A 13920-nucleotide genomic window follows, 5' to 3' on the forward strand; every position below is an offset into this window, starting at 1 on the left:
ATGGAAGTAGATGAGCAGTGGCTCTTTCGGCGCGAAGGGTGCGGCTTCGGTGCGCTTGTGCTCGCTTTAAACAGGTAAGGTCTCCGAGATGCCTGCTGCAAGAATTCTCAGACGGTTGCCGATTCCTAGTGCCTGGAAGGCTTGCCGAAAGGCCTCGGCATGCTGGGTATAATGTGACCACCCCTCGTAATGCAGGGGAATCATGGTAGCGTGGGGAAACGCCGCTGCCGTACCCAGCGCGTCGTTGGTATCCATCGTCACGTTGAAAGGTCCCCGCGGCTGTCCTGCTCCGGCATACATGAACACATAGCGCGGGCTGAAGCGCTGAGCGACTTGGTTCACGCCTTCATAAAAAACCGTGTCACCGGTGAGGTAGACCTCGAACGAGCACGAACCACTCACGGACAGGACAAAACCAATCACCTCACCTGATAAGGCTTCAAAGCCCACCGGGCCGTGCCGCGCAGGTGTAGCTGTAACTAGTATTTCATCTCCGTTGGGTGCCTTTAGTACCACGCTCTCCCATACAGCCAGCCCTCGGCTACTGCCTTTGAGTCGCGCTGCGCCCACTTTGGTGGTGAGCGTCATATTGACATTTTTCAGTAACTCCCGGCCTTTATGGTCGAGGTTGTCGTGGTGCTGGTCGTGGCTGAGCAACACCACATCAATGCTGCCAACATTGCTAATGGCGGGCCCAAAGACTTTCGTATACACTGTATTAGCAATTGGATATACGCCGCCGGCTGGGTCGAGCGTGGGGTCTGTCATGATGCGAAGCCCTCCAATCTCGAGAATGACTGTGGGCCCCCCGACGTATATGGCCCGAAATGATTTCCCGGACTGTGAAGGCCACCCAGCAGGAGGAAGTACCGGGGTGGCATCGGGCAAATAAGGAATGGTTGAAGGAGACATAAGGTGTTGATTAAAGCGGTAAGCGTTACTATTTCATGCGGCAAACCTGCCCATTCACAGGGCATTCCTTGGTTTCTTCGGTAAGTCGAACCAGAAGCCCGGGGTGTTGCATAAAAATAGAATTGCTCCCGGAGCCTTGAAATGGATAATTGTTGCCAGAATATAGACAGGTAATCTGCCTATGCTAAGCATTAACCTATTGATTAATAGGGGATAGTGGCTAAGTAAGAGGCGGCAAGCGCAACTCATCCTCAAAATTGCCCATTAGGGGCTCGTTGCCTTGTGTAACGGCCTGCACCAGCAGCTGCCCGCCCACGAACGCGCCCCGCCAGGAATCCCCCAGGCCTCCAAACACTTCCTCGCGGTCGCCGCGAGAGCGCAGCTTGTTAATTCCGATTTTAAATGCGCGAACCTCTCGGGCGGTGTGCGCAGCCCATTTGACATCATCGGATGCAATGGCTGCCACCAGGGCCCCGTTGGAAACGTTCATCTCGCCAACTAGCTCTTCCACGCGGTCAACCAGCACGATGGAGTCAATTGGGCCAAAAGGCTCTTTGAAGTACAGTTCGCTCTGGTGCGTGAGGTTGACCAGCGCTCGGGGAGCCCGGTACGTTGAGCGGTCTTGGCCGGGCAGAAACAGCGCCTCGTCCAAGTGGCCTTCTATCAATGGGGTAGCTCCGGTTTTTAGTGCATCGGCGTACAGCCGGTCCAGTTCCCGGGCCTGCGCTGCGTTGATTAGCGGGCCGAAGGCATAGTTGGGCAGCGAAGCGGTGGTGTCATCCACCAGCGTGGGATTTCCCACGCGAAGTCCGGACACGAGCGCCTCGTACATTTCCAGGAATTGGGGAAAAAGCCGCCGTTCGACCACGAAGCGCACGTAAGCGGTGCACCGCTGCTTACCGTAATCGTAGCTGTGGGAAAGTTGGCTCCCCAAGCCTTTCCAATCGGAAAAATTCCAGATGCCGTAGGCGTTTACGCCCTCCATCTCAAACATGTAGCGCTTATGAGCTTGCGCCAGCCCATCGGCAATGGCAAGGCCATTGTAGCGGCCGCCGACAAATGAGAGGCAGTCCACGGCCTCGTTTTTTACCAGCACCTCACTCAGCTCAGCGCCTCCACCACTGACCAGCGAAACGGGCAACCCCGCGCGCCGGGCTAGTGCAAAGGCCAGGCTCAGAGAGATGAATCCCCCATCCGTGGGCGTTTTCGCGATGATGCTGTTGCCGCACAGCACCTGCACGAGCACCGCGTGTAGCAGGACGGAGAACGGATAGTTCCAGGAGGCAATGTTGCTGACCAGGCCCAGCGGTTTACGGGAGCCAAGCAGGTCCTCAATGTGTTCCACATACCATTGGATGCCGTCAATGCAGCGGTCAATATCAGCCATGCCGAGCTGATAAGTTTTGCCGATTTCCCAAACAAGCAGCTTGCCAATCAGGTCAGCATGCCGACGCAGCAGGTTCAAACAGCCCTGTACGCATTCCCGGCGCTGGTCCAAGTCCGTGGCGGCCCAGGAAGAGGCTTCTCGCTTAGCAAAGCGCACCGCGCGCAAGGCCAAGTCGCGGCCCAGCATGGGCAATGAGCCCAGCAGCATGCCGTCAACTGGCGAAGCAAAGGAGCGGGGGGATCCTGCTTGCTGCCACCGCCCTTCCATCAGATTTACAAAGCCAGTGCCGTCCGCCGCGAATATTTCCGGCGTGACCTCGCGGACTTGACTTAAAAGCAGCGGGAAGGCAATCTGGGGAGCAATAAACTTAGGCATAGCTGGCGTGGGTGAGTTAAGCAAAAACTGCTATCCGTCATCTGGTTAGCAAAGCAAAATTGGCGTTTGCTCTGCTCGATGACAATGGATAGGTGACGCCTTTGCTTGGCTAAATGCCCCTCCGGCCTGCGAGGGATAACCAGTTTCTAGGGAGGCCAGAAAAATTCTTGAGCATTGCTCCACTCAGCGAAGTGATGGGCGAATTATCCATGCACAGGCGTAACTTGTCCATTTCCAACTAGTAAGCAAGGCCTATACATTAGAGCTAGGATATTAGCTTTTCGAAGCAGCTGGAAGTTAAGAGCAAACCTGCGATGCTGAAGCGGCTAGTTAATGGGCCGCGTTACTATGGAGAAATGAACAATCTACCTAATTCTTTCCACTATTAGTCCCCACACTCGCGTGTGCTGGAGAAGCCGAACCAGCCAATCCTAGTGCTAAATACCGAGCAGCAAAAAGTATGAATAACTATAAAAGATTGTAATAATATATTTATTGTGTTATCACAATGGTTAACCCGGCTTATAATGAAGCTGCAGCCGTTGTTCAATAATTACATGGCCTACACCGTCGCTCTGCTCACAAAGTAGGCAGTGCCACCTCGCCTCCGTTCTTTCTTTTCCACTAGTTTTTCACGAAACCCATTGCCGCATGTATACGCTTAAGCGCCTCCTTTGCGTGGTATTTGCCGTAGGGTGCATTGCCCCATGGGCTTCGGCCCAAAAACCAGCCCGTTTGCTGAGCATGCAGGAAATGCACGCTACGCTTCGAAATGCCAAGCCAAACGAGCGGCGTTTGCAAGTGCTGCTGGAGTTAGGTTATCTGTACCTGGATAAAGCAAGTGCCAATTCCGACCTGGACAGCGCCCTGCTGCTAGCCCGCGAAGCCGAGGCGCTGGGCCAGCAACTACGCAACCGCTCAAGCCAGGATGAAGCCCTGCTTCTAGCCAGCACTGTGTACGTCAAGCAAGGCGCTAATCAGCAGGCGAGGACACTGATGAAAAGCTTAAGTGACACCGGCCGCGTTAAGTTAGTGCTGGCGTGGGGCCAGTATAAACAGGCACTTAGCCATAGCCAGCCAGCTGAGCAGGACAGTGCGCTGGCCCTGTTCCGGGAAGCTCGGCAACTAGGCTCGGCTACCGGTCAGGTCAAATGGCGAGATGAAAGTTTGTACGCACTCGGCTCTTTCTTTTTGACATTTGATGACTTGGCGAAGGGCGAACCATATTTTCAGCAGGTGGTTCGGGCCAAGCAACGACAAGGTGATAAAAAAGGAGAAGCGCAAGCCTGGTTTCGGTTTGGCGCAGGATTTCCGGACAACATGACCGGCAAGTTCACTGCTGAAAGGCTTCGCTACTTTGAGCGGGCCCAGGCTCTGGCCAGGCAGACCAATGACCGCAGCTTGGCTGCGCTTAGCCTCATGCGCATTGCCTTCATTCACAATGGCGCCGGCGAGCAGGACAGAGCCATAAAGGAACTACTGACCGTAGTGGCCATGCAAGAGCCCATTCGGTCTCCGGATATCTGCATAAGCTATGAGGCGCTTTCCGATATCTATCAGTACAAGGGCGATTATGACAAAGCGTTGTTTTACCTGCTAAAAACCATCAAAAGCGTCGAGGCGACTGGCGAACAGCAAAATTTGCCCTATGTCTACCTCCAACTTGGAGGCATGTACCGTCAGGTAAATGAAAATGACAAAAGCGTAGCCGCTCTGCAAAAGGCCTATGCCATTGCCCAGCGAACCGGCCAACCGCCTAGGACCCAGGTTCTAATTGCCCACGGACTCTCTTTCGGGTTATGTGAACAAGGCAAAAAGCAGGAGGCGTTGGCAATCGTGCAGGCGGTAGTTCGGAAGAACCTGCCGCTGGACCCCGAGGCAAAAAAGATATTGCTGGAGGCTCAGGTCGATTGCTACCTCGCCATGAAGCAATACAAACGGGCGGAAAAGTGCCTTTTGGAGAGCTACGCGTTAAATGACAAAGTCCCAGCTAATCATACTTTGCCCACTAGTCGGCTACTAGGACAGCTGTACATCGCCACAAAGCAATACGGCAAGGCAAAACCTTATTTAGATGAGTTGCTGGCAGCTAAGAGAGGGTTGGTGCCGGCGAAGACGTTGGCAAATGTTCATGCCTACGCTTTCCTGGTAGATTCTGCGCAGGGCAACTACCTCGGGGCCATTGCCCATTTCCGACGGTACAAAACGCTGGATGATTCCATCTTCGACGCCACCAAGAGTCGGCAGGTGGAGGAGTTGCAAGTGCAGTACCAAACCGAGCAGAAAGAACAGAACATTGCCTTACTGACCAAGCAAACGCAAGTTCAGCAAGCCCGCATTCAGAAGCGGGAGTTTCAGCGCAATGCGTTTCTGGCGGGTGCGGTGCTGCTGGCTTTGCTGCTGTGTGTGAGCTACAACCGCTACCGGCTCAAGCAGCGCAGCAACCAACTGCTGGAAGTGAAACAACAGGAGTTGGAAGCGCAGCAGCAGGAAATTAACCGCAAGAACCAAGCGCTGGAACATGTAGTAGGCGAGAAAAATGAGTTGCTGGTGGAAAAGGAGTGGATGCTGAAGGAGATTCACCACCGCGTGAAAAACAACCTGCAGGTTATCAGTAGCCTGCTGAACTCGCAGTCCAGCTACCTGCACGATTCCAGTGCATTAGATGCCCTGCGCGAGGGCCAGAACCGGGTGCAGGCCATGGCCCTGATTCACCAAAAACTGTATCAATCGGATAACATGGCGCGTGTAGACATGCAAGGGTACCTCCGTGAAATAGTGGACAATTTACTGGAATCGTTTGACCGCTGTGGAACTGTGCAGGGCCGGGTTGAGGCATCGGCGGTGGAACTGGAAGTTGCTTTGGCTACGCCGCTGGGGCTGCTTATCAATGAGGCCGTGACCAATTCGCTGAAGCATGCTTTCCCCAACAACCGCTGCGGCACCATCACCGTTGGGCTGGCAAAACTGGAGAGTCGGGGTTACTTACTCACTATTGTCGATGACGGTGTGGGACTGCCCAGTGATTTTGACCCGACCAAGAGCCGCAGCCTGGGCCTAACCATTATCCAAGGCATGAGCAGGCAAATCCACGGCACGCTGTCTTTTGGTGGAACCGGCGGGGTGACGTTGCACTTGCAGTTCGAAGGCATCAGGAAAGACGCGCAGACCGCTGCAGTGGCGGCCTGACCCGCCTAATGGGGCAGACTGGCTCGTATTGGTTGGGTTGTTTGGCCCTGGATTTCTGAGCCGGCTCGATAAGGTAATGCTTGCATAATCCACTTATCGAGAATCAAACAATCCATCTTCGACGTGCAGCAGTAGCAACACCGGTAAGATGCTCCTGTGACTCCAGGTTTCGTAGGCTACTTACAAGCCTAGCTTGGCGGGACGGTCCGAATGATGCTTTGACTGCGCTCAGCATGACTGTTTTAGTATGTTTTCGCCAACTTTCCCTTTACACTCTGAAAGCTGAAGCAACTGGCCGCTTTCTCAGCTCACGGCGTAGTGGGCTGGGCGTCTTTGCCGTTGGTGGCGGGTGGCACGGCGTTTTTGGCAGTGGGCTTGGCCAGGCGCTCCGAGAGCAGCGGCAGCTTCTGGGCGATGACCTGGCTCATGGCCAGCTGCGCCATTTTGCGGGCGCCCAGTTCGCTGAAGTGGGTGCCATCCTGGCGGCCGTAGGGGTAGTTGGGGTGGTCGCCGGGGGCTAGCTGCAGGTACAGAAGCTTGGCGTTTTCCGGGCCGAACTGCTGCACCAGGTCGCGGCTCATCTTGTCGAGGTCGATGAGCGGGACTTGGTACTGGGTGGCGACTTCGGTGGTCACTTTTGAATAGGCCACGTGCGTTTCCGTGATGTGGCCGCTCTTGTCGAACCGGAGACGCGTGATGGGCGTGAGCAGGACCGGGTTGCTCTTTTTGCCGCGGGTTTCGGTCACGAACTTGATGAGGTTCTTGCGGTAGTCCTCGGGCGAGGTATAGCGGTCGGGGTAGTTCTCGGCCTCGTCGTTGTGGCCGAATTGGATGAATACGTAGTCGCCTTCCTTCAAGGCATCTACGATGGGCTGCCAGCGGTTTTCGGCCAGGAAAGTGCGGGTGCTGCGGCCGTTCTGGGCGCGGTTGTCCACGGTCACCTGCGCCGAGTCGAAGAACGTGACCAGCGGCATGCCCCAGCCGGTTTCGGGGAACACCTGCCGGACCTTGTTGGCCATCGTCGAATCGCCAATCAGGTAAAGCTTAATCTTGCGCGGGCCGGGTGCGGCAAAGGCTGTGAGCAGCAGGAGCAGCAGGCTCAGCAGCGCGTAATTTCTAATCGTGGGCGAGGGCGTTTTCATATGACGAGTGTCACTATGGTTTAGGACGGAAGGGAAGTGTAAATGAAGGTGTTTAGGAAGTAGTTGGAATCGATTTCCAATAGTCCTCTAATAAAACGATGGGCAACCCCGCCCGATGCTCACTCATAAAGCACCGATTGGGATTGCCCGAACAGCCCGCGTCTGGACTCCCACCCGAATGCGGCTGCTCACGTCGCTTCGGGCTTTAGTAGCCGAAGTTTTGCCGCAGGTTGGGGTTGGCATCCACTACGGTTTGCGGGAACGCCAGCAACTCGTCGCCCGAGTTGGGCACGTAGTTGGCAGCAAACAGGTCGATGAACGTGGAACTGCCCGTGAGGGCTTGCCGCCAGCTGAAGCGGGCCGCCGTCGCGGTGCTGCCCGGAATCGGAATGGTGTTCGTGGTGGTGGCAAACGGCCGGTAAAGCGAGCGGACGTAGCGCAACTGGTCGTTCACGGCGTAGCCGTACACGTACAACGGAATGGTGGCCCCAATGCCCACGCCGTTGCGCATATCGGTCATGATGGCTTTGGCTTCGGCGATTTTGGCGCCCAGCAGGTTCCACCGAATCAGGTCATACTTGCGAATGCCTTCGCCACCGAATTCGAGCAGTCGCTCCTTCACCAGCGCATCGAAAAAGCCGGCTTTGGTGCCCACCTGGGTGGCAGGCAGCGTCTGGTAGCGGGCGGCTGGGTAGGCACGGCGGCGCACTTCTTCCAGGGCCTGCACCGGCGTGGTGCCATTGTAGGCAGCGGCGGGGCCGACCAGCTCGTTCTGGGCTTCGGCAAACATGAGCAGCACGTCGGCAAAGCGCACGATGGGCCAGTTCAGGTTCAGGTTCTGGGCCGTGCCGGGCAGGATGGGTACGCGCCAGTCGCGGCGGAATTTGCCATCGCGCAGGGCCGTGAGTGTGTTGCTGGTCTGGGTGTTGGGTGTGGCGGCCACGGTCTGGTAGAGCGTCACGGTCACGTCGCGGCGGGTGTCCACCGAATCGAAGGCGTAGAAGTAGTTGGGGTTGATGGTGTAGGAGCCGCCGGCCTGGCCCCACTTCGAGGCCACGTTGAGCGCCGGGCCGTTGTTGTAGCCCAGCTTGCTGTCCGAGGCCGCCGAACCCGAGCCCATGGCCACTTCAAACATGATTTCGCCGTACTGCGTGTCGAAGCGCTGCTCGTTGATATTGCGCCACACGGCCTCAAAGCTGGGGTTAAGGGTGTGCTGGCTGCGGTTTTGCAGCAGCGTGTCGCACTCGGCGCGGGCCATGGTGTAGTAGGTCAGGTAATTGGCGGGGCGCTCCATCTGGCCGGTGCGGGCATTGGCGCGGTAGCCGCCGCGGGCCAGGGCAATGCGGGCCCGCAGCGCCTTGGCCGCGCCTTTGGTGAACCGCTCGTAGGCATTCACGTCCGACTCTTTGCGCCAGGGTAGCAGCTTCGAGGCCAGGGCCAGGTCGCCCAGAATCTGGTCGTAAATCTCGTTGCGCGGGGTCTGGGGCAGGTTCAGGTCGGGGTATTCCGACGAGGGTTTGAACTGCGCGGGCACGTCGCCCCAGTTGCGCACAATCTCCATGTAGTAGAGTGCCCGCAGCGTCAGCGCCTCGCCGTAGGCCCGCCGCAGGGCCCTTTGGTCGGATGCACTGCCGCTTTTGTACAAGGCCATCTGCGGAATGTTTTTGATGCAGATATTGGCCCGCTCCACGCCCTGATAAAGCGTGGTGAAAGGGGCAATTAGCTCGGTGGTGCCGGGCGTCACGCGGTAGCGGTTGATGTCGCGGGTGCCGCCGTCGGCCGCGCCGGCTCGGTTTTGGCCCTCGTCGGTGTCGGAAGGGTAGCCCGTACTCAGGCGCACGCCGTAGCCGGCATCGCCCGACAGTGGGTCGTAGACGCCAATGATGGCGCTGTTCACGTTGGCCACGCTGCTGAACACGTCGTCCGAAATGTAGGACGAGGCCGGCGTCACATTGAGGTAATCTTTACAGGCCGTGAGCAAACCCGCGGTTCCGGCCAGAGCACTGGCGGCTAGGGCAGCGCGCAGGATAAAGGGAGATTTCATATCAAAGAGCGGGTGGGAGTTAAAAGGTCACGTTCAGGCCGGCCAGGAAAGCACGGCTGCGCGGGTACGCCGCGTAGTCAACGCTTGGCGTGAGCGGGGTGCTGCGGCGGGTGCTCACCTCGGGGTCGTAGCCCGAGTACCGGGTGAATGTGTACACGTTGTTCAGCGTCACATAAAAGCGCAGCTGGGTGAGCTTGGCGCGCTGAATCACCGACTTGGGCAGCGAGTAGCCCACCGTGATGTTGTTCACGCGCAGAAACGAACCGTCCTCAATGGCCCAGGAGCTCAGCAGGTAACGGCCCAGGGTGGGGCGCCAGATTTTCGCATTCTCGTTGAGGGCCGCCAGGGCGGTGGGCTCGGTCACGCGGTTGCCCGCATCGTCAATTGTGCGCCACCCGTCGCGCATCAGGCCCAGCACGTTCTGGTTGGCTAAGTACCCGCTGGTGAAGTCAATTTTGTTGGCGTTGTAGACGTCGTTGCCGTACACAAAGTTCAGAAACACGCTGGCATCGAATCCCTTGAAGGCAAACTGCTGGTTGAGGCCGCCCGTGAACTTGGGGTTGGCATTGCCAATGACCTGACGGTCGTTGGTGTCCACCACGCCATCGCCATTAACGTCTTTAAACTTCATGGCCCCCGGGGTAGGCTGCGAGTAGCCGCCCTTGGGCGCGGGCACGCCCGTTACGGTCGGCACGGTGTAGCCCGAGTTGTCAGCCACCACGCCGTTGTTGTTCGGCACGCCGTCGCGCAACACGTAATTCCAGGTGCCGTTGGCGGCCTGCGTGGCATTAAAGTCCTCTACTTTGTAGAAGCTGTCGGACACGTAGCCGTACATCAGGCCTACGGGCTGGCCGGGCTGCACCAGGTAGTCGGCGCCGGTGTCGCTGGTCCAGCCCGAGTTGATACCCGGCAGGTAGGGCTGGCCGCCCAGGTCTTCCACACGGTTGCGGTTGAAGGAAATATTGCCATTCACCGTCCAGGTAAAGTCCGGCGTTTTCACGGCCGTGCCAGTCAGCTGCAGTTCAATGCCGCGGTTGGAGGTTTCGCCAATGTTGCGCAGCTGCGTGGCGTAGCCCGAGGTCACGGGCACCGGCTGGGCAATGAGCAGGTCGTAGGTCGAGTTGTAATACAGGTCGGCGGTCAGCTGCACGCGGTTGCTGAACAAGGCCAGGTCCGCACCCAGGTTGCGCGAGTGGGTGGTTTCCCACTTCAGGTTGGGGTTGGCCAGCGAGGACGTGGCCAGTCCCGGCGTGCGGCCGTTGTCAATGGCGTATTCCACGCCGCTGGTCGAATAGGTTTCGCGGAACAGGTTATTGGCGATGCGGTTGTTGCCGGCCAGGCCGTAGCTCAGGCGCAGCTTCAGGTCCGAAATGGCCGAAACGGGCTGCAGGAATTGTTCCTTCGACAAGCGCCAAGCCACCGAAGCAGCCGGGAATACGCCCACGCGCTGACCTGCGGCAAATTTCGACGAACCATCCACGCGCATCGTGCCCGTAAATAGGTACTTATCGTCATACGAGTAGTTTACGCGGGTGAAGCCCGACAGAATGCGGTTGGGGTCTTCGCTGGTGGTGGGCGAGGGCTGCACAAAGCCGGCCGGCGCCTGGGCCTGGTTGAAGTTGGCCAGCGCTTTTTCGGGCTCAATATCGGTGGGCAGGTAGAAGGCCGAGATGTTGAGCGAGTTGTTCAGCGTCTGGTACACTTCCTGGCCCAGCAGCATGTCGAAGCTGTGCCGCCCCTTGGTGGGCAGCCGGTAGCTCAGCACGTTGGAGTTGTTGAGCGTGAACTGCGTGCCCGTGCCGATGGAAGCCGTGGGCTGGTTGCCGTTCTGGCGGGCCACGCCGGTTACCTTGCTGTTGAAAGCCTCGGTGCGCGTGGTGCGATAGTCGATGCCCACCGTGCTGCGGAAGCTCAGGGCCTTGGTGAAGTTGTAGTTGGCGTAAACGCTGGAGTTCACCAGGCGCTGGCCGTCGCGGCGGTACTCGGCATTGGCCAGCACAATGGGGTTAATCAGGCCGCTGACGCCACCGCTCAGGATGTAGTAGTCCTCGTCCTCCTGCGTGGGGTCGAGCACCACGCCCGTGCCCAGGTTATTGGTGAACGGGCGGTACTGTACCGTGTTGCGCAGGCGCGACGAAGTAGACAGGGTACCGCTGGCCGTGCCCGCGCCGTTGATGGTTTGGTCGTTCAAACGCACGTTGAAACCCAGGCGCAGCTTGTCGGTGGCCTTGTTGTCGAGGCGAAAATTCAGCAGCTTGCGGTCGAAGTCCGAAGCCAGCTGAATGCCCTGCTCGCGGTTGCTGGTCAAGCTCAGCGAGTACACCGTGCCCTTGCCCCCACCCGACACCGTCAGGTTGTGGGTTTGCTGAAAGGCATCGCGTCCAAACACCTCTTCCTGCCAGTCGGTGAACGGCGACTGCCGCGCCCGCGCCAGCGTGTCGCTCAGAAAGTTGCGCGAGCCGTAGGCCCCGCGAAACGTGTTCAAATCGGCGGTGCTGCGCACGGCCCGCTCGTACTGCAGGTCGATGAATTCGCCGGGCTTCAGCACGTCCAGCTTTTTCACCAGTTGGCGCACCCCGGCAAAGCCACTGTATGCCACCGTGGTGCGCCCCTCGATGCCGTTTTTGGTGGTGATGATGACCACGCCGTTGGCCCCGCGCGCCCCGTAAATGGCGGTCGAAGCGGCATCCTTCAGCACATCAACCGAGGCAATGTCCTGGGGCGAAATCACGCTCAGGGCATTCTCAATCTGGATGCCATCCACCACGTACAGCGGCGAGTTGTCCTGCGTGATGGAGCCGCCGCCCCGCACCCGAATGGTGACGCTGGCGCCCGGCGTACCTTCCGACGACGTGAGCTGCACGCCCGCCAGCCGGCCCGTCAGGGCCTCGGCCGCCGAGTTCGCCGGAATGTCCTTGATTTGCTGCGCACTCACCGACGACACCGACCCCGTCAATTCGCTGCGCTGCACCGTGCCGTAGCCAATCACCACTACATCGTCGAGCTGCTTGTTGTCGGCCGTCATTGTTACGCTGAGCGTGCTGGTGCTGCCTGGTATAGCTACTTCCTGCGTCAGGTAGCCCACGTAGCTGAAAACCAACGTACTGCCCGGAGGTACCTTCAGCGTGAACTCCCCGTTGGCCCCCGTGCTGATGCCGATGGTGGTACCCTTGGCCAGTACAGTCACGCCGGGCAAGCCTTCGCCTTTGCCGTCCACCACGCGCCCGGCCACGGTAATGTCCTGTGCCACGCTGGCATTGCTGCCTAGTCCGGCTACAATGATGTAGTTGTTCGCATGCAACCGCTTATAGCTCAACCCAACCTGCGCGAGGACGCTGGTCAGGTTGGTTTCTAACGTTCCCGGCCCGGTGGGCACGGTCACGCGCTTGTCGCCCACCACATCGCTGTCGTAGGCAATGATGCTTTGGTATTGCTTCTCCCATTGCGATAGCAACTCTCGCAGGGCCACGCCAGGGGTGGCCGCGGGTTGCGCCTGTATAGGCTGAACCGATGCCAGCAGTTGCGCCGCTGCCGTCGAGCCGGGCATTTGCAGCGCTAGTGTTCCGGCGAATAATACGAGCAGGCGAACAGGCGGCCCACCGGTTAGGGTAAAGGTTTTACTCATGGGAGCTTGGGTGGGAAACTGGTTTGCGGAACAGAATTAGACGGTTTTGCTGGTGCTCGATGCGGAGGTGGAAGGCCTCGGCCAGGTCTTCGCAGAGCACATCCAGGTTCGCCGTTGGGAAGGTGCCGGTGAACTTGCGCTGGTTCAGGGCCGAGTCGGCCACTATTACTTCCACGCCGTAAGTGTCTTGCAGGCGGGTTGCTACCTCCGCCAGCGAGGTGGCATCGAAGCTCATGCGGTCGTCGGTCCAGGCCGCATAGCTGGCCGCTTTCACGGCTTTGTGCACCACTGCCTTCGGCTTGGCATCAACCGTTTGGAGCAGCTCACCGGGCTTCAGAATGACATCAGTCTGGGTCTGGTCGGTAAAATCCACCCGCACTTTCCCCGATAGCAGCACCACCCGGGCCTGCTCGTGCCGCCGGTACACGGTGAACTTCGTGCCCAGCACTTCCACATTGAAATTACCCGTGGTGTGCACCACAAAGCGCTTATTGTCAACCGTATGCTTGACTGAGAAAAAAGCCTCGCCATCCAGCCATACTTCGCGAGGCTGCCGCGCATCGGCTGTAGCCGCGTAGCGTAGCGTGGAGTGAGCATTCAGGGTTACCTCCGACCCGTCGGGCAACTGCACCAGCCGCGTCTGGCCATAAGGAGTGGAGTAGCTAGCCGTGGCCAACGCCGCTGGCTGGTGTTGGGCCTGCCAGAGCCAGCTGCCGCCCGCCGTGAGGCCCGCCACTGCGGCCGCGGCCGCCCAGCGCCACCAGGTTGGGCGAGCTAGGTGCAGAGGCACCACCTGCGGCGCGGGCGCCCGCCCTAGCTGCGCGTGCAGGTTCTCGCGCATGGCGGCGTAGTTGTAGGGGTCAGTGGTGCCAGCAGCGGGCTGCGTTTCCGCCGCGTAGCGCCCCATCCATTCCTGCGCCTGGGCCTCGTTGGTGGGGTCGGCCAGCCAGCTGCGCACCGCACGTGCTTCGGTCAGAGTAGCTTCGCCGCGCACGTAACGCACGCAGGCTTCGTAGGTAATTTCCATGAGTGGGGCTGCCCGAAGGAGGCTGCATGTGGTAAAACCCCTCAGCTCTCGCTTACCCCAACGCCAGGTAGAAAAATATTTTCATTTTTCAGGCCCCGCCTAGCCAGCTTACCTATAAGTCTCTATCTAATAGTTTTTTGTGATGAAATCAATACGGAATTGTTATTAGGATTGAAGAATAATAGTGAGTACTCACTGGTAAACTGTTTATTTAGTAGC

General features: G+C 58.5%; 7 protein-coding genes. 1 reads left to right on the forward strand and 6 read right to left on the reverse strand.

Annotation, left to right across the window (positions count from 1 at the left end; genetic code table 11):
• Positions 1 to 66: 66 nt before the first annotated feature.
• Positions 67 to 912 carry an MBL fold metallo-hydrolase gene (locus tag J4E00_RS24000; protein ID WP_208177909.1) on the reverse strand — a complete coding sequence of 282 codons (846 nt, stop codon included), beginning with the start codon at positions 910 to 912 and terminating at the stop codon, positions 67 to 69.
• A gap of 220 nt (positions 913 to 1132) precedes the next feature.
• Complete coding sequence (locus J4E00_RS24005; RefSeq protein WP_208177910.1) at positions 1133 to 2674, reverse strand: aldehyde dehydrogenase family protein; 1542 nt, start codon at positions 2672 to 2674, stop codon at positions 1133 to 1135.
• Between the two features lie 954 nt (positions 2675 to 3628).
• On the opposite strand from J4E00_RS24005, the gene J4E00_RS24010 reads away from it, so the two are divergent.
• Positions 3629 to 5863 (forward strand): histidine kinase dimerization/phosphoacceptor domain -containing protein, encoded by a 2235-nt coding sequence (locus tag J4E00_RS24010; RefSeq protein WP_208177911.1) that lies wholly within the window; start codon positions 3629 to 3631, stop codon positions 5861 to 5863.
• Positions 5864 to 6171: 308 nt separating this feature from the next.
• Here the strand turns inward: J4E00_RS24010 and J4E00_RS24015 are convergent, their stop codons facing one another.
• The 4 genes from J4E00_RS24015 to J4E00_RS24030 all read right to left on the reverse strand — a co-directional run bounded on the left by J4E00_RS24015 (position 6172) and on the right by J4E00_RS24030 (position 13701).
• Positions 6172 to 7005, reverse strand: coding sequence for a rhamnogalacturonan acetylesterase (locus tag J4E00_RS24015; RefSeq protein ID WP_208177912.1), 834 nt, complete (start codon positions 7003 to 7005; stop codon positions 6172 to 6174).
• A 205-nt stretch (positions 7006 to 7210) separates the two neighbouring features.
• Positions 7211 to 9049, reverse strand: a complete 1839-nt coding sequence (locus tag J4E00_RS24020; RefSeq protein ID WP_208177913.1) for a RagB/SusD family nutrient uptake outer membrane protein — start codon at positions 9047 to 9049, stop codon at positions 7211 to 7213.
• A gap of 19 nt (positions 9050 to 9068) precedes the next feature.
• The gene (locus J4E00_RS24025; protein ID WP_208177914.1) at positions 9069 to 12674 is read right to left on the reverse strand and encodes a SusC/RagA family TonB-linked outer membrane protein; all 3606 of its coding nucleotides are present in this window, start codon (positions 12672 to 12674) and stop codon (positions 9069 to 9071) included.
• Positions 12667 to 13701 carry a FecR family protein gene (locus J4E00_RS24030; RefSeq protein ID WP_208177915.1) on the reverse strand — a complete coding sequence of 345 codons (1035 nt, stop codon included), beginning with the start codon at positions 13699 to 13701 and terminating at the stop codon, positions 12667 to 12669. Before J4E00_RS24030 ends, J4E00_RS24025 begins: the two co-directional genes overlap by 8 nt.
• Positions 13702 to 13920 lie beyond the last annotated feature (219 nt).

It is taken from the genome of Hymenobacter negativus (assembly GCF_017571495.1).
GTDB classification, from domain to species: Bacteria; Bacteroidota; Bacteroidia; order Cytophagales; family Hymenobacteraceae; genus Hymenobacter; species Hymenobacter negativus.